At 65.1% G+C, this 15,293-nt stretch carries 18 protein-coding genes; 1 reads left to right on the top strand and 17 read right to left on the bottom strand.

All coding sequences use genetic code 11. From position 1 onward, the window contains the following. Window positions 1–27: 27 nt before the first annotated feature. From Q0030_RS10295 to Q0030_RS10275, 5 genes are all read right to left on the bottom strand, one after another. Complete coding sequence (locus tag Q0030_RS10295; protein WP_298366138.1) at window positions 28–1,014, bottom strand: FecR domain-containing protein; 987 nt, start codon at window positions 1,012–1,014, stop codon at window positions 28–30. Between the two features lie 94 nt (window positions 1,015–1,108). Beyond that, entirely contained in the window at window positions 1,109–1,624 is a 516-nt protein-coding gene (locus Q0030_RS10290) for a sigma-70 family RNA polymerase sigma factor (protein ID WP_298366136.1), read from the bottom strand. Then, window positions 1,621–2,313 carry a TonB family protein gene (locus Q0030_RS10285; RefSeq protein ID WP_298366134.1) on the bottom strand — a complete coding sequence of 231 codons (693 nt, stop codon included), beginning with the start codon at window positions 2,311–2,313 and terminating at the stop codon, window positions 1,621–1,623. The genes Q0030_RS10290 and Q0030_RS10285 overlap by 4 nt, the downstream gene beginning before the upstream one ends. Before the next feature lie 235 nt (window positions 2,314–2,548). Beyond that, the gene (locus Q0030_RS10280; RefSeq protein ID WP_298366607.1) at window positions 2,549–3,418 is read right to left on the bottom strand and encodes an undecaprenyl-diphosphate phosphatase; all 870 of its coding nucleotides are present in this window, start codon (window positions 3,416–3,418) and stop codon (window positions 2,549–2,551) included. A gap of 99 nt (window positions 3,419–3,517) precedes the next feature. Next, the gene (locus Q0030_RS10275; RefSeq protein ID WP_298366132.1) at window positions 3,518–3,748 is read right to left on the bottom strand and encodes a hypothetical protein; all 231 of its coding nucleotides are present in this window, start codon (window positions 3,746–3,748) and stop codon (window positions 3,518–3,520) included. Between the two features lie 554 nt (window positions 3,749–4,302). On the opposite strand from Q0030_RS10275, the gene Q0030_RS10270 reads away from it, so the two are divergent. Next, complete coding sequence (locus Q0030_RS10270) at window positions 4,303–4,899, top strand: VTT domain-containing protein (protein ID WP_298366130.1); 597 nt, start codon at window positions 4,303–4,305, stop codon at window positions 4,897–4,899. 44 nt (window positions 4,900–4,943) lie between these two features. On the opposite strand, the gene dhaK is transcribed toward Q0030_RS10270, so the two are convergent. The 12 genes from dhaK to Q0030_RS10210 form a co-directional block, all read right to left on the bottom strand. Then, entirely contained in the window at window positions 4,944–5,927 is a 984-nt protein-coding gene (dhaK, locus tag Q0030_RS10265) for a dihydroxyacetone kinase subunit DhaK (RefSeq protein ID WP_298366128.1), read from the bottom strand. 33 nt (window positions 5,928–5,960) lie between these two features. Continuing rightward, window positions 5,961–6,386: a hypothetical protein gene (locus Q0030_RS10260; protein WP_308444385.1), complete on the bottom strand. Its 426-nt coding sequence runs from the start codon at window positions 6,384–6,386 to the stop codon at window positions 5,961–5,963. Further along, window positions 6,376–7,995, bottom strand: coding sequence for a phosphoenolpyruvate--protein phosphotransferase (gene ptsP / locus Q0030_RS10255; protein ID WP_298366126.1), 1,620 nt, complete (start codon window positions 7,993–7,995; stop codon window positions 6,376–6,378). The genes Q0030_RS10260 and ptsP overlap by 11 nt, the downstream gene beginning before the upstream one ends. Window position 7,996: 1 nt before the next feature. Further along, window positions 7,997–8,308, bottom strand: coding sequence for an HPr family phosphocarrier protein (locus Q0030_RS10250; RefSeq protein ID WP_171947833.1), 312 nt, complete (start codon window positions 8,306–8,308; stop codon window positions 7,997–7,999). Between the two features lie 22 nt (window positions 8,309–8,330). Beyond that, window positions 8,331–8,723, bottom strand: a complete 393-nt coding sequence (dhaM, locus tag Q0030_RS10245; RefSeq protein ID WP_298366122.1) for a dihydroxyacetone kinase phosphoryl donor subunit DhaM — start codon at window positions 8,721–8,723, stop codon at window positions 8,331–8,333. Beyond that, on the bottom strand, window positions 8,720–9,343 hold the full coding sequence (gene dhaL, locus Q0030_RS10240; RefSeq protein WP_298366120.1) for a dihydroxyacetone kinase subunit DhaL: 624 nt from the start codon (window positions 9,341–9,343) through the stop codon (window positions 8,720–8,722). Before dhaL ends, dhaM begins: the two co-directional genes overlap by 4 nt. 21 nt (window positions 9,344–9,364) lie before the next feature. Continuing rightward, window positions 9,365–10,390 carry an ABC transporter ATP-binding protein gene (locus Q0030_RS10235; protein ID WP_298366118.1) on the bottom strand — a complete coding sequence of 342 codons (1,026 nt, stop codon included), beginning with the start codon at window positions 10,388–10,390 and terminating at the stop codon, window positions 9,365–9,367. Then, window positions 10,383–11,480, bottom strand: coding sequence for an ABC transporter ATP-binding protein (locus Q0030_RS10230; protein WP_298366116.1), 1,098 nt, complete (start codon window positions 11,478–11,480; stop codon window positions 10,383–10,385). The genes Q0030_RS10235 and Q0030_RS10230 overlap by 8 nt, the downstream gene beginning before the upstream one ends. Before the next feature lie 4 nt (window positions 11,481–11,484). Further along, a complete protein-coding gene (locus tag Q0030_RS10225) occupies window positions 11,485–11,685 on the bottom strand; it encodes a hypothetical protein (RefSeq protein WP_298366114.1) in 201 nt (66 codons plus the stop codon). Further along, window positions 11,682–12,644, bottom strand: a complete 963-nt coding sequence (locus Q0030_RS10220) for a carbohydrate ABC transporter permease (RefSeq protein ID WP_298366111.1) — start codon at window positions 12,642–12,644, stop codon at window positions 11,682–11,684. Before Q0030_RS10220 ends, Q0030_RS10225 begins: the two co-directional genes overlap by 4 nt. After that, the gene (locus tag Q0030_RS10215) at window positions 12,641–13,615 is read right to left on the bottom strand and encodes a sugar ABC transporter permease (RefSeq protein ID WP_298366109.1); all 975 of its coding nucleotides are present in this window, start codon (window positions 13,613–13,615) and stop codon (window positions 12,641–12,643) included. The genes Q0030_RS10220 and Q0030_RS10215 overlap by 4 nt, the downstream gene beginning before the upstream one ends. 75 nt (window positions 13,616–13,690) lie before the next feature. Further along, window positions 13,691–15,049 carry an extracellular solute-binding protein gene (locus tag Q0030_RS10210; RefSeq protein WP_298366107.1) on the bottom strand — a complete coding sequence of 453 codons (1,359 nt, stop codon included), beginning with the start codon at window positions 15,047–15,049 and terminating at the stop codon, window positions 13,691–13,693. Window positions 15,050–15,293 lie beyond the last annotated feature (244 nt).

The following is a 15,293-nucleotide window of genomic DNA, read 5'->3' as shown; positions in this document are numbered from 1 at the left end:
CAGAGCGGAAGGTCGCGGCAACCGTGCTCAGCTCAGCAGCACGATCCCGCCAGGCAGCAACCGCACACGCGCATCGAACGCCTGCTGGATCTGGGTCAGAACTTCGTCCATCCGATCGATGCGGAAGCGGCCACTGACGGGCAACCGTGCGATCGCCGCATTGACGATGAAGATGCGGCCAGGCCGGTAGCGGTTGATCTCCTCGACCGCGTCGGATAGCGGCGTGAAGCGAAACAGCAGGAAGCCGCGCTGCCAGGCGGAAGCAGCCTCGACATCGGCGGCGACAAGTGTCTCCCCTCGCGCGTCGTAGCGCAGCTGCTGGCCCTCCTTCAGGGCGATCGCCTGGGCGCCGCCCTGGACCTGTAGCTCGCCCTTGAGGCACGTCACACAGACCGGCCATTCGCCGCCAGCCGGCACATAGCGCACGTCGAACTGCGCCTTGTCCGCGACAATCCAGCGGTCGGCCGCGCGTACGCCAAAACTGCGCCCGGATGTGGCGAACGCCGCCTCGCCGGAAAGCAATTCGATCCGTGCCGCGTCGGGATCGGCAGGCCGAAGCACGATGCTGGTCTGCACGTTCATCTGGATTGACACATCGCCCGGCAGCGACACGTGGCGCTGCTCGCCGGTGCCGGTCCGGTAGTCGGCCGCGAACTCCGACCACGACGGCCACAGACCGAGCGGCGGACGCGCAAGCGCATAGACGCCTGCCGCCGAGGCAGCGGCCGCGAGCCCGCCACCAAGCAACGCACGGCGGTGGAGCGGACGCGAAGCACGCGGCAACTGTCCGGTCATCATTGCTGCCCGGACATTGCGGCCAGCCGGAGCAAGATCTCGCCACAGCCGGCTCGCAGCGGTGAAGGCGGCAACATGCTCCGCGCTCTGGGCGCACCAGCGCCGCAGCGCGTCGGCGTCCGCCGCGGTGGCCCGTCCGGAGGTGAGATGCCGGACCCACCCCACCGCTTCCCGCTTGAGCGGATCAAGTTCCATGTCGCCGTCGTCCTTCGCGCTCATGGCCGGCGTCCGCCCCGTGCCTGCCTACGCCAAGATGCGGCGGCTCGCGCCACCGCTCTCAGGAAGACGTTTCCAACCAGGCGAATCCGCATGCTCATCCGCCGTTCCGATCGCGCCGCGCCAGACAATATTCCTGCGCCCGTTGCAGCTCCAGCTCGACCAAGCGCAGGGAAATGCCGAAGCGGCGGGCTATCTCCTGCCGCGGCATCTGGTCGAGCCGTGCTGCGAGCAGAATCGCGCGGCGGCGCGGCGGCAGCTCGCGCAGGATGGCTTCCAGCCCACGCAGGTCCGAACGCGCGCGCGCCACCTGCTCCGGATCGGGCGCGCCATCGGCGACCTCGAGCAGTCCGTCGACCTCGGCGGCGCTCAGGGTCCGGCTATCGGCAGTACGCTGGCGATCACGCGCCGCGTTCATGGCGACACCGAAGACATAGTTGCCGGGATTGCGGACGACACCGACCGAATCCACCTGGGCGATGCGGAGCCAGGCGTCCTGCAACGCCTCGCCCGCGAGCTCGGACGATCCCAGCCGTCGCGTTAACCGTCGCTTGAGTTCATCGTAGCGCTCGACCAGCAGGCGTCTGATCAGCGTCAGGGAAGCCTCGGTCATGGCGCCGCGCTGGCGCGGCGCGCCGGAGAGCCATTGCAGGCCATCGTTGTGCCGGGTCCTTGCGGGACGATCACCAGGGTCACTGGCTGTGCAAGGCCCGCCGGCGGCGGCGCGTCGACCTGTATCCGGCGCAGCGCGTGATCGATGCCCGCATCGACCGCGGCGCTGCCCGCCGATCCCAGCCGCGCGAACCGCTCGACGTTGCCGGCCGGATCGATCCAGAACTGTAGCGCGATCCGATATCGGCCCGGCCGTGCATCGGCCTCCGCGCAGAGTGCGGCCCGAAGGCTGGTCTGTAGCCGCGCATAATAATGGCTCACCGGAACCGGCAGCGCCGCCTGCGCCGTGGCCGGTACTGGATAAAGCATGAAAGACGTCTCTCCGAGCACACGCGCCGACAGACCGCTGCCCGCGAGCAGACGCGCGAGCGCCATGTCCGCGGTCATGGGCCCGCGCACGGCGCTGGAACGCAGTCCGGCCGTCAGGTTGCTGTTGTAGAGGACGTTCCGCCCAGCCACAGCACCATACTGCTCGAGCGCGGCGGCCAGCGGCTGGGCTACGATATCAAAGTCGATCTGCGCCTCCTGTGCCGATGCTTTCGGCGGCGCCAGGACAAGACAGACGCCGAACATCAGAGCACGGCACAGCCGCCGAGTGCTCCAGACTCGCGCTGGCGCATCCGGGGTCAACTCGGCTCCTCGCGTTTACAGGCCTGTCATGGTCGGGCGGGGACCATAGGCAGGCTGTGTAACAATCTCATGTCAGGAAGACTGCGATACGGCTGTAGTGAGCATGCTGCGAGCTGCACGCCCTCCCAGACCGTGCCGCCCATCGGCGCTCGGCACGAATATGCAGACCCCATGAGAGCATGCTCACCATCGCTGCTCTTTGGCGTCTGTGGACCCGAACCGACCAAGGCTCTTCCTAAAGAATCCCTGCCGTCGCCCCCGCAAGGATAGCGAGGCCGAGGCCGAACCGGTAGATCACGAACGGCCAACTCGAAAATCGTTCCAGCACGCGCATCAAGCTCCAGATCCCAGCGAACGCTGAAACGGACGCGACTGCGAGGCCGACAATCAGGACCGACCACGCGTGATAGCCGAGATGAAGATGGTACAGCTCCCACAGCTCCTTAAGGCCGGCCAAGGTGATCGCGGGCAAGCCCAGAAGAAATGAATAACGCGCCGCTTCATCCCGTTTGAAGCCGAGCGCAAGCGCCGCCGTCAAGGTCGAACCCGAGCGCGATACACCGGGTATCAACGCCCCGACCTGAGCCAACCCGATGAGCATCGCGTCGGAAAAGCGCGATTGATCGATGGTCCGACGATGCTTGGCACACAGTTCGGCCGCGCCGAGAAGGAACGCCATCGCAACGCAGGCCCAGCCGATGACCGTAAGTCCACGAAGAGGCGAATTGCAGGTGTTCAGAAGCTTGGACGCCAGCAGCCCCGCGACAGCGATGGGGATGGTTGCCAAGACGATCCAGAGAGCCAGACGAAACCATCGGTCGTGGAACCGCCCGCGTCTCATTGCGGAAACCGAATTCACCGCGAGTGCGCGCACGTCTCGCCAAAAATAGCTTATGACGGCAACCACCGCGGCAAGTTGCATGGCGGCGGAGAACGCCGATCCTGGATCCTGCCAACCCAGAACGGCTGGCACCAGGCGCATGTGTGCAGTGGACGAAATCGGCAATAGCTCGGTTACTCCTTGAAGGACCCCTAGGGCGGCGACCTTCCCGTAGCCAAGCGCGACGAAACCCGTGTCAACGCCCTGTGTGCACGCACTTGCCATGGATACCCGCTCACGATGCCGATCGCTCGGCGTGTTGATCCTGCCCACGCTTCGAGGCATGCGAGGCTCGTGCCGAATATCGGCAGCCGCAAAGCACCGTCATTCGCATCCAAGGCGAACTCCCGGACGCCATTTGACAGCGACCACGTCGATCTGCGTTTGTCGATTGAACGTGATGGCATGGTCGCGCATGGTCAAAATGCTGCGCTCATCACTGCCGCGCGGACACTGAACGGTATCGACCGAAACACCAGCACGGGTGAGCGAGCCCCGGAGCATTCGCTCCAATTCCTGAGAGTCATCGATTGCGCATTGAAACGGATAGGACATGTAGACCCTGTGCTCGGCTTGAGATAGCGCAAGACAATAGCGCCACTCTGCCGCGTGGGCGGGTTCTGCGAGTATCAGCAAGACCAGAGCCGAGAGGCAGGCTACCAACGCTCCATTTCGCATTTCAGCTTCGCCGCGCGTGCTCCCGATGGATACCGTTGCGCGGCACAGGCCGAGCAACGGCCTATTCGCGCTCTGCACCGCGTCCTTGCAGTAGCGTCGTCGATTGTTGTCGCGATCGTCTCATACGGTCGGCAACTTACACCATCCTTACATTCGGCAGATATTTTCGCTGTCTGACCCGTAGCGCGCTATCGTGTGCTCATATGCCGCAATGTCGACAGGAGGCGAGCAAACTATCTACCGGCCATATTGCCTGTCGTGAATTTCGATCCGCGCATCGCGCACATGACCGCATATCTCCGACTGTGATCGCCCTCGGAATCTCGCGTGCAGTCTCATCGCGACCGGAGATAGTCATAGACCGTGCGAAGCGGGCGCTTTTGAAGGCGACCGTAGTCGATTTGGCTCCGGTCGCAGGTTGATGAGTGATCATGCTTCTCTTTTCTACAAGTCGTGACGTCTGGCGACGTCGCGCCGAAGCGTTCTCGGACAGCGGTTGGGGTCTCGCCCTGCTCGCGCTGATCGCGTTTGCCGATAGCTCGGTCTTGCCGGTTTTGCCCGACCTGCTGCTGGTGCCGATGCTGCTGATGCGGCCGGAGCGGAGTTTTCTCCTATGCGGCGTTTGCGTCATAGCGTCGTCTGTCGGTGCCCTGGCCGGCTACGGCATCGGCCATCTCGCCTGGGCTACGGTCGGAGAGACGCTAGTCAATATCTACGGGCAAGCCGACAACTTTCGACGGTACCAGAAGCTTGTTGAGGATTGGGGGCTCTGGATCATTATCGCCAAGAGCTTCACGCCGATCCCGTTCAAGTTCATTGCCATTGCCGCCGGCGTCGCATCGATGAATCTCCTGACCTTTACGGTCGCCGCCGTAATCGGCCGTCTCCTGCATTTCGTGATCGTGGCCGCCCTGGTCATGTTCTGGGGATCGCAACTTCTACAGTCGATCGACAGATATCACCGATGGCTTGTCGGCTTCGGGCTTCTCACCGCAATCGGCCTCGCCATTGTCTGGTCACTCCGCTGACTAATCAATAGACCGCGCGCGTACGAAACGACCGTGGCCCGCGATCACCACTTCAATGCGGCCGTGCGTACCGGGGCGTCCCACAACGCGGACGTCTCGGCATCGAGCAGGCTCACGGTGAGCGAGCAGCCGGCCATGTCCAGCGAGGTGACGTAGCTGCCGACCAGCGAGCGCGCGATGCGCAGCCCGCGCTGCTCGAGCATGCGGCGCGCGGCGTTGTACATCAGATAGAGCTCGATCGTCGGCGTGCCGCCGAAGCCGTTGACCAGCAGCAGCGCCTCGGAGCCTGCGGGCGCGGCAAGATCGTCGGCGATGGCGGCCGTCATTTCCGATGCGATCGCGTCGGCCTCCACGAGCTTGACGCGGCGGCGGCCCGGCTCGCCGTGGATGCCGACCCCCATCTCCATCTCGTCCGCGCCGAGCGCGAAGGTCGGCGTGCCCGCGGCCGGGACCGTGCAGCTGGTCAGCGCCACGCCCATCGAACGCGTCCGCGCGTTGACGCGCTCGCCGAGCGCCACGCAGGTCTTGAGATCGGCGCCCTTCTCGGCGGCGGCGCCGACGATCTTCTCGACGATCAAGGTGCCGGCAACGCCGCGGCGCCCGATGCTGTAGGTCGACTTCTCGACCGCGACATCGTCATCGGTCACGATGGTGGCGGTGCGGCCTTCGGCGATCTCGGCGGCCATCTCGAAGTTCATGCGGTCGCCCGCATAGTTCTTGACGATGAACAGCACGCCGGCATCGCCTGCGACCGCCTGCGCGGCCTCGACGATCTGGTCGGGCGTCGGCGAGGTGAACACCTGTCCCGGACAGGCGGCATCCAGCATGCCGTAGCCGACGAAGCCGGCGTGCAGCGGCTCATGCCCGCTGCCGCCGCCTGAGACCAGCGCGACCTTCCTGCCGTTCAGCTCGCGGCGGCGCACGAATTTGCGCTCGGCGCCGAGCACGACCAGATCGGCATGCGCGGCGGCGAAGCCGTCAAGGCTTTCGCCGAGCAAATTGTCGACCGCATTGATGAACTTCTTCATGGTGTCCTCCCCGCTTCGTTCGGCGTTTTTCGCCTATTTTTCCCGCATGATGCCGATCAGGCGCCGCGTGAATTCCTGCAGCAGCGCGTCGAGCTCGGCATTACGCTTGGCGCTGCCGAGATCCGGCAGATGCAATGTCAGCGTCCGTTCGTGCGATCCTTCGCTCAACCGGCCGACGCGGCGCGGGTGCGCGCGCGCATAGGCGCGCAGGAAGGCGGTCTTCGCCTGCGGCGGAAAGTGGCAGACATCGAAGATCGTGTTGAGGTGCTGCACCGGGATCGGCACCGGATAGGCCGGATTGCTGATCTGGCTGACGAAGCTGCGGTTCTTGCCCATGGCATGGGCGAGGCGCAGCCGCATGCCGGACGGGCGGCTCTCCAGCACTTCCTTGAAGATGCGCTTGTAGGCCGCAACTGCGCCGGCTTCGGGCGCTTCATCGGCCGCCGTGTCAGCCAACACTGCCTCCGCTGCTCAGCCGGTCGATGGTCTGCTTGATCTGCGCCAGCGCCGATGCGTTCACGGACAATTCGCGCAGGCCGCAGTTCAGAAGCGCGGGAACACAGCGCGGATCACCCGCCATGTCGCCGCACAGGCTGACGCCGATGCCGGCACGGCGGCCGTGCTCCGCGGTCCGCGCGATCAGTTCGAGCACTGCGGGATGCAAGGGGTCCATCAGGGGGGCGAGAGCTCCGTTGGAACGATCGCAGGCCAGCACATATTGCGCGAGATCGTTCGAGCCGATCGAGAAGAACGACGCCTTGAAGCTCGAGACCGCCAGGGCCGCCGCCGGAACCTCGACCATGATTCCGAGCTCCGGGAGCATCGCGGCAATGCCGTCCGCCTGCAAGCGCTGCACGATATCGGCGAACAGCTTCCGTCCCGCTTCGAGCTCGTCCGCCGACGTCACCATCGGGAACATGACCTTGAGATTGCCGCGCACCGCGGCGCGGGCCAGCGCGCGGAGCTGGACGGCAAAAATCTCTGGCCGGGCGAGGCAAAGCCGCAAGCCGCGCACGCCAAGGAACGGGTTGGCTTCGCCGTCGAATGTAAAGCCGGGCACCGGCTTGTCGCCGCCGGCATCGAAGGTGCGGATCGTGACCGGCCGCGCTCCGGCCCAGCGCAATACCGCATCATAGGCCTGGAATTGGGTCTCCTCATCCGGCAGGTCGCTCCGCCCGGCGAGCAGGAACTCGGTCCGCATCAGGCCGATGCCGTCGGCATATTGCGCGTCCGCATCATCGAGGTCGTCGACGCGCTGGATATTGATCAGGAGCTTGATGTGCTCGCCGCGCCACGAGGCCGTCGGCCGCCGGAGGATCGCGCGCGCGGATGCCCTGCTCTTGCGATGACTCTCGCGCCGCTTCTCGAAGATGCGCACCTGTTCGGCGCTGGGATCAAGCTCCAGCGTCGCGCCTTCGCCGTCGAGCAGCGCCGTGGCGCCGGCATGAGGAATAGCACCGAGTTGCACGACCATTGGGATGCCGCGCGCACGCGCCAGCATCGCGACGTGACTGGTCGGACTGCCGTGCAGCAGCGCCAGGCCGCCGCCGCCGGACCAGTCGATCTCCAGGAAGCGCGACGGCGGCAGGTCGTCGGCACAGACGACGCCTCCGCTCGGGATCTTCAGCGGCTCGCCCTCGTCGCCGCGCAGGATGTGGACCACGCGGTCGCGCAGGTCCGCAAGGTCCGACGAGCGGGCCTGCAGATACTCATCCGCCGCCGCATTGTACTCCGCGATCTGCTCGTCGAGCGTCGAGCGCCATGCGACATCGGCCGGACGCCCCTCGCCGATCGACGCGAAGATCGCCTCGATCAGATCCTCATCCTCCAGCAATGCGACCTGGAATTCGAGGATCTGCGCGGCTTCGCCGCCGGCGCTGGCGGCAAGATCGGCGATCTGCCCGCTGGCGAGGTCGATCGCCTTGCGCAAGGCCAGCGCCTCCTCGACCAGCGTGCCGGCCACCCGCTCGCCGCCGGCGCCCGCATCGACGCGGACCAGCGGACCATGGGCAAAGCCGATCGAGGCGGTCCTGCCGCGGTAGGCCGATCCTGCAGCGCCGCCCTGCATGCTAGCCTGCTCCATCCGGAAAATCGCTGGCAACCAGATCGACCAGGGCGGCGACGGCGGCCTCGGCGTCGCTGCCGGAGGCCTTGATCTCGATCGTGCTGCCGTGCGCGGCGCGCATCGCCATGATCTTGGCCACGCTCTTGGCATTGATCCACTCGGGCGCACCGGCGACCCGGACCGAAATCTGAGCCTGGAACTTCTTGGCGAGCTTGGTCAGCTTGACCGCCGGGCGTGCGTGCATGCCCACCGCATGCACCAGCCGCACATTGCCGGTGAAGATCTGTCCGTCCGCTTTATCAAGCATACTCATCATCCATCATCGCATCGCCGACATCTCAGTCGGCAGAGAGTTCCTCGGCCACGGCCTTGACCTGGGCCAGCGAGCTGCCGCCCGCCGCCTCGGTCGCCGCCATCACGGCGCCCTCGACGATCGGCGCGTTACAGACGGCAACGAGATCGCGCCGCGCCGGCTCCAGCATCTCCACCGCCATTTCGCTGTTGGTCTCGGCGCCGCCGAGATCGACCAGCACCGCGACACCCTTCGGCGACCAGGCGTCATTGATGGCGTCGATGATCAGCGGCACGCTGGTGCCCAACCCGCCGTCGGGATTGCCGCCGCAGAAGGCCACCTTGACCTCGCTGCCGACCATCTGCCGCACCATGTCGGCAGTTCCCTTCGCGATGTCGCTGGAATGCGAGACGATCACGATCCCCACGGTGTCGGTCATGGGCGTGCCTCCAGGCCGGCGCACACCGCCTGCACCAGCACGCAGCTCGACCGTGCGCCGGGATCGACATGCCCGACGCTGCGCGCGCCGAGGAACGACGCGCGCCCCTTGGTGGCCTGCATCGGCGCCGTCCGTTCGACCGCCTCGGTCGCGGTGGTGCGCACCCGGGCGATCAGATCCGGCTGGCCGGCCGCCGTCTTCAACGTCTCCAGCACGGGAACCAGCACGTCCAGCATCGTCTTCTCGCCGACCTGCGAGCGGCCGCGCGCGCTCACCGCGTTCACGGCGCTGCCGAACACATCGGCGAGATCCTCGGGCAGATGCTTGTCGTGCGACAGCGCCTCGCCCGCGGCAAGGAAGAAGCTGCCATAGAGCGGCCCCGAGGCGCCGCCGACCGTCATCACCAGGGTCTTGCCGATCATCTTCAGCGCTTCGTCGAGCGGCTGCGCCGAGATCGCATCAAGCTTGCCGAGCACGGCTTCGCAACCGCGCTTCATGTTGGTCCCGTGGTCGCCGTCGCCGATCGCCTGATCGAGGCTGGTCAGCTCCGGCGCACTGGCGATGACCTGCTCTGCGGCCGCCTTGACCAACGACTTCAATGTCTCTGATGGCACCGACATCTCCTCGATCCTCTCGCCCCTCTAATGAACCGCCGCGGCAATACGCTGCCCCGTGCGGTCGAAACACAGCGGATGCACCAGATGCAGATCGACCTCCTGGCCGGCCTGCAGCGGCTGATGCGGATCCGCCAGCGTCACCAGCGTCTCGCCCTTATAGTCCAGATGAATATGATTCTGCTCGCCGAGGTGCTCCACCCGATGCACGCGGCCGACCATCTGCCCGCCGTTGCGCGCGGCGAGCTGAAGATGCTCGGTGCGAATGCCGACTGTCTCGGTGCCAGCCGGCATCGCGACATCGGCGAGCAGGCGAGCCGGCAGGAAGTTGATCTGCGGCGTCCCCAGCCGCGAGGCGACATAGCTGCTGGACGGGCTTTCGTAGATCTCCCGGGGCGTGCCGAGCTGCAGCAGCTGGCCGTCCCTGATCACGCCTATGCGCGAGGCCATCGTCATCGCCTCGACCTGATCGTGGGTGACGTAAAGGATGGTCGCGCCCAGTTCGATCTGGATCCGCTTGAGTTCGAGCCGGAGTTCGGCGCGGAGCTTTGCATCCAGCGAGGACAGCGGCTCGTCCATCAGATAGATCGAGGGATCGCGGACCAGCGCCCGGCCGATCGCCACGCGCTGCATCTCGCCGCCGGACAGCCGGGTGGCGCGGTTGTTCAGCTTGCTCGCGATATGCAACAGCTCCGCGGTCTGTTCGACGCGCTTGCGGATGATCGGCTCCGCCACCCGCCGTGCGGGAGAGCGCAGCGGAAACGCCAGATTGTCGTAGACCGTGAGATGCGGGTACAGCGAGTATTGCTGGAACACGAAGGCGATATCCCGCGAGCCCGGTGGATCATGCGTCACATCGCGGCCGTCGATCATGACGGAGCCCGCATCGGGGCTCTCCAGTCCGGTGATCAGCCGCAGCGTCGTGGTCTTGCCGGCGCCGCTCGGTCCGAGCAGGACCAGGAACTCGCCGTCGCTCACCGTCAGCGACAAGTCGCGGACGGCTTCCACCGCGCCGAAGCGCTTGTTGACGTTGCGCAGGGTGACGTCAGCCATGGCGCACGCCCTCCGCGCTCGCGGTCCGGATCGCACGGCCGCTGCCGATGTCGAACAGCGCCAGCCGCTCGGCATTGAATTCGAGACCGATGGTCTCGCCGATCTGCACCGACGCGCTGGAGGGCAGCCGCGCCGCGACCCGTCCATAGGCCGTGTCGACGGTGACGATCTGGGTGGTGCCGAGATATTCCGCACCGAACACCTCGCCGCGAACGGCGCCCGCGTCGGCGAAGCGGATATGCTCCGGACGGACGCCGAGCGCCAGCGGCGCGTTGGCGCGGTCCTCGCGGATCTCCGGCACCGCAAGCCTGGTGTCGTGGAAGCTGACCGCGCGGTCGCCGGACCGCAGGCCGCCCTCGAAGCGCAGGAAGTTCATCGGCGGCGAGCCGATGAAGTCGGCAACGAACATGCTCGCGGGCCGGTCATAGACCTCCTGCGGCGTCCCGATCTGCTCGACACGTCCCTTGTTCATGACGGCGATCTGGTCGGCCATCGACATCGCCTCCAGCTGGTCGTGCGTGACATAGACCGTCGTTGCCTTGATACGATCGTGCAGGTCGCGCAGCTCGCCGCACATCAGATGGCGAAACTCGGCGTCGAGCGCGCCCAGCGGCTCGTCCATCAGGAACGCCTTTGGACGCCGCACCATGGCGCGCCCGAGCGCGACGCGCTGCCGGTCGCCGCCCGAGAGCTTCGAGGTCTTGCTCGACAGCAGATGCTCGATCCGCAACATCCGCGCGGTCTCCTGCACCCGCTCGCGGATCTCGCGGCGACCCATGCCCTGGCACTTCAGGGGGAAGCCGATGTTCTCCCCGACATTCATGTGCGGATAGAGCGCAAACAGCTGGAACACGAAGGCGATATCGCGCGCGGCGGCACGGTGGAACGTGACGTCCTCGCCATCGAGCAGGATCTTGCCTTCGGTCGGCAGCTCGAGGCCGGCAATCATGCGCAGGGTGGTGGTCTTGCCGCAGCCGGAGGGCCCGAGCATCGCGAAGAACGTGCCGTCGTCGATCGTGAAGGTCGAGCCTTCCACCGCGGTGAACTGATCGAACGACTTGCGCAGGTTTTCGATACGGATCTGTGCCATGGCCCTATTCCGGAAAATGGCTGACGATGACGAAGCCGACCGTGCCGGCCAGGATCGTCACGAAGGAGTAGCTGTAGAGATCGATCGACCAGGGCTGCACCAGCATGATGATGCCGCCTCCGATCAGGGTCATCGCGATGGCTTCCCACGGCCCGCGACGAAACCAGCGCGCTACGCCAGCTTTGGCAATCACTGAGCCGCTCATTTGCGCACCGCTCCGAAGGTGATGCCGCGCAGCAGATGCTTGCGCAACAGCACGGTGAACATGACGATCGGGACGACGAACAGCGTGGTCGCGGCGGCAACGGCCGGCCAGTCCTGTCCACCCTCGCCGATGATGAAGGGGATGAAGGGCGGCATGGTCTGCGCCTCGCCGCTGGTCAGCAGCACCGCGAAGGCGTACTCGTTCCAGGAGAAGATCAGGCAGAAGATCGCGGTCGCAGCTATTCCGGTGACGGCCTGCGGCAGCACCACCTTGCGCAGCGCCTGCAGCCGCGTATAGCCGTCGACCAGCGCCGCCTCCTCGTACTCGCGCGGGATCTCGTCGATGAAGCCCTTGAGCAGCCAGACCGCGAGCGAGACGTTCACGGCGGTGTAGAGCAGGATCATGCCGAGCCGCGTGTCGGTCAGGTTGAGCTGCCGGTACATCAGGTAGATCGGGATCGCCACCGCGACCGGCGGCATCATGCGCGTCGAGAGGATGAAGAACAGCAGGTCGTCCGCCAGCGGAATACGGAAGCGCGAGAACGCATAGGCCGCGAGTGTGCCGAGGAAGACCGCAAGAAACGTCGAGCCGAAGCCGATGATCAGCGAATTGACGAAGCGCGGCACGACCTTGGACGGTCCGGCGATCACCATGTCCCGCTTGCGCACCAGCTTGTCGTACCAGGCTTCGGGCGGCGGCAGCTTGGCGATGAAGTCCGGCGTCTGGCGCGTCCGCACGGTGAACAGGTTCACATAGCCTTCGAGGGTCGGCTCGAAGATCACCTTGGGCGGATAGGCGATGGCATCACTCTGCGACTTGAACGCGGTGGCGACGATCCACAGCAGCGGCAGAATCGTGATCAGGGCATACAGGATGACGAGGCCGCTGGCGAACGCCTTGGTGCGCGGTGAGGCCTCGACGATCGAATGCGCGGTGGATTTGGTGGCGGCAGCGGTCATCGTTGCTTCACCTTGTTGAGCGTCTTGACGTAGATGTTGGCGGCGCCGAACACGGTCACGAACAGGATGATGGCGAGCGCCGAGGAATAACCGGTGCGCCACTTCTCGAACGCCGCGCGCTTCAGCGAGATCGACACCAACTCGGTGGTCGAGCCCGGCCCGCCCGAGGTCAGGAGATTGACCATGTCGAACATCTTGAAGTTCTCGATCGCGCGGAACAGCACCGCGAGCATCAGGAACGGCACCGTCATCGGCAACGTGATTGACCAGAATTGCCGCCATGCCGAGGCGCGATCGACTTCCGCGGCCTCATAGATGTAGTCGGGGATCGAGCGCAGCCCGGCGAGGCAGATCAGCATCACGTAGGGCGCCCACATCCAGGTATCGACCAGCACGATGGTCCATGGCGCGAGCGACACCTGCCCGGTCATGCTGAACGAGCTCGGCGGCACGCCGGTGAACAGGCTGATCAGATAGTTGAACGGCCCGATCTGCGGCTGCAGCAGCAGCGTCCAGAAATTGCCGACCACCGCCGGCGACAGCATCATCGGCAGCAGGATGATCGTGGTCCAGAAGCTGTGGCCGCGAAACTGCCGGTTGATCAAGAGCGCCAGGCCGAAGCCGACGACCACCTGCAACGCCACCGACGAGATCACGAACTGCGCCGTGGTCTGCAGCCGGAACCAGACGTCCTCGTCGGTGAGGATGTCCCTGAAATTGTCGAGGCCGACGAACCGCAGCGGCAGATAGGACATGCTGAGGTTGAGGTTGGTGAAGGACAGCCGGATCATCCAGATCAGCGGAAAAATGTTGATCGCGAGCAGCAGCGCGATCGTCGGCGCGACGAACAGCCAGGCGATGGCCCGGTCCGACAGGCCGTGGACGCGCCGGGCGGCGCGGGATTTAACAGGCTTGCTCACGCCGGGGATCGTAGCATGATCGGGTTGCAGGATCGTCGTCATCGTGTCCATCAGCGGGGCTGGGCTGGTTCGGATTCCCCGAGGCAGCCCTCGGGGAATCCAGTTCAGGTGAAGTGTGGACGGGCGCTATTGCGAGGCGACTTCCTTGCCCTGCTCCTTGAACACCTTGGTCCAGTCCTTGACCAGGAGATCGAGCGCCTGCTGTGACGTGCCTTTGTCGGCGACGACGTAGTCATGCACCCGCTTCTGCATGTCGAGCAGCAGCTGCGCGTAGGACGGCTCGGCCCAGAAGTCCTTCACGATACCCATCGACTCCAGGAATTGCGGCGCAAACGCCGCGCTCTTGGGGAAGTCGGGTGCGTCGACCACCGCCTTGAGGGCCGAGTAGCCGCCGATCTGCCACCATTTCTGCTGCACGGCAGGCTGCGCGAACCATTTGATGTAGGCGAGCGCGTCGTCCTTGTGGTCGGAGGTTGCCACCACCGAGATGCCCTGTCCGCCGAGCTGCGTGAAATGTCCCTTGGGACCAGCCGGATTGACGAAGAAGCCGATCTTGTCGCCGCCGACATTCGGATCCTTGTAGAGGCCCGGGAAGAAGGCGAACCAGTTCATCTGCATCGCGACCTGGCCGGACTTGAAGGCATCAAGCCCTTCCTGCATGTAGGCGTTGGTCATGCCCGGCGCCGTGCAACACTTGTAGAGCTCCTTGTAGAACTCGAGACCCTTGGCCGCGTCGGCGGAATTGACGATGCCCTGCATCTGGTACGCCTTCTTCGGATTGTCGTAGGCGAAGCCGTAATTGTAGAGCACGTTGGTCACGCCCATCGTGATGCCTTCCGAGCCGCGCTCGGTGAAGATGTAGGCGCCATAGACCTTCTTGCCGTCGATCTCGCGGCCCTGGAAGAACTCGGCGATCTGCTTCAGCTCGTCATAGGTCTTCGGCGGCGCCAGATCGCGGCCGTACTTGGCCTTGAACGCGGATTGAATCTCGGGCCGCGCGAACCAGTCCTTGCGGTAGGTCCAGCCCACCGCATCGGCCATGGCCGGCAGCGCCCAGTAGTTCGGCGTGTTCTTCGGCCACTGCGAATAGCCGACGACGGTCGCCGGGACGAAATCGTCCATCGAGATCTTCTCTTTGTCGAAGAAGTCGTTGAGCTTGACGTACCACTTGTTCTCGGCGGCGCCGCCGATCCATTGGCTGTCGCCGATGATCAGGTCGCAGAGCTTGCCGTGCGAGTTGAGTTCGTTGAGGAAGCGATCGGCGTAGCTCGTCCAGGGGACGAACTCGTACTTCATCTCGATGCCGGATTGCTTGGTGAAGTCCTTGCCCAATTCAACCAGCGCGTTGGCCGGATCCCATGCCGCCCAGCACAGCGTGAGCTGTTTGCCTTGTGCTGCGGCTTCCCCGCCGCCGAGAACCCCAAGTGCTGCGGCCGCAACGACCGCGGACGCCACCGTACTGCGTAACCATCCCAATCTTCGCATATCCATTTCCTCCCTATCGTTGAAGCACCTAACTCGCCCGGCGTATCCGTGCCGGATCGACGCCGAGACTTTCGAAACCGAGTTGATGAGCGATGATGGAGAGCGAGACTGAACGCTTCCGGACGTCGGGGTCCGGATAGCGCGGCTCCTCCCACACATCAGCTCGATGCGCGATGTTTATCGTTTTTGTAATACTAAACGTATTACTAAATTCAGGAACCCGTCAAGCGGGTTTCTTGCGAGC

This window comes from uncultured Bradyrhizobium sp. (assembly GCF_947648125.1).
In the GTDB taxonomy this organism is placed as follows: domain Bacteria; phylum Pseudomonadota; class Alphaproteobacteria; order Rhizobiales; family Xanthobacteraceae; genus Bradyrhizobium.
Note: the sequence above shows the minus strand (reverse complement) of the source record. Positions and strands in the feature narration are given on the sequence as shown.

Coding starts and splice junctions, on each gene's coding strand:
- Q0030_RS10275 (WP_298366132.1), bottom strand. CDS start 3,748: ATGTCCTATCCGTTTCAATGCGCAATCGATGACTCTCAGGAATTGGAG.
- Q0030_RS10230 (WP_298366116.1), bottom strand. CDS start 11,480: ATGGCACAGATCCGTATCGAAAACCTGCGCAAGTCGTTCGATCAGTTC.
- Q0030_RS10295 (WP_298366138.1), bottom strand. CDS start 1,014: ATGAGCGCGAAGGACGACGGCGACATGGAACTTGATCCGCTCAAGCGG.
- Q0030_RS10235 (WP_298366118.1), bottom strand. CDS start 10,390: ATGGCTGACGTCACCCTGCGCAACGTCAACAAGCGCTTCGGCGCGGTG.
- Q0030_RS10250 (WP_171947833.1), bottom strand. CDS start 8,308: ATGATGAGTATGCTTGATAAAGCGGACGGACAGATCTTCACCGGCAAT.
- dhaL (WP_298366120.1), bottom strand. CDS start 9,343: ATGTCGGTGCCATCAGAGACATTGAAGTCGTTGGTCAAGGCGGCCGCA.
- Q0030_RS10280 (WP_298366607.1), bottom strand. CDS start 3,418: ATGGCAAGTGCGTGCACACAGGGCGTTGACACGGGTTTCGTCGCGCTT.
- Q0030_RS10270 (WP_298366130.1), top strand. CDS start 4,303: ATGCTTCTCTTTTCTACAAGTCGTGACGTCTGGCGACGTCGCGCCGAA.
- Q0030_RS10220 (WP_298366111.1), bottom strand. CDS start 12,644: ATGACCGCTGCCGCCACCAAATCCACCGCGCATTCGATCGTCGAGGCC.
- ptsP (WP_298366126.1), bottom strand. CDS start 7,995: ATGCAGGGCGGCGCTGCAGGATCGGCCTACCGCGGCAGGACCGCCTCG.
- dhaM (WP_298366122.1), bottom strand. CDS start 8,723: ATGACCGACACCGTGGGGATCGTGATCGTCTCGCATTCCAGCGACATC.
- dhaK (WP_298366128.1), bottom strand. CDS start 5,927: ATGAAGAAGTTCATCAATGCGGTCGACAATTTGCTCGGCGAAAGCCTT.
- Q0030_RS10215 (WP_298366109.1), bottom strand. CDS start 13,615: ATGGACACGATGACGACGATCCTGCAACCCGATCATGCTACGATCCCC.
- Q0030_RS10225 (WP_298366114.1), bottom strand. CDS start 11,685: ATGAGCGGCTCAGTGATTGCCAAAGCTGGCGTAGCGCGCTGGTTTCGT.
- Q0030_RS10210 (WP_298366107.1), bottom strand. CDS start 15,049: ATGCGAAGATTGGGATGGTTACGCAGTACGGTGGCGTCCGCGGTCGTT.
- Q0030_RS10290 (WP_298366136.1), bottom strand. CDS start 1,624: ATGACCGAGGCTTCCCTGACGCTGATCAGACGCCTGCTGGTCGAGCGC.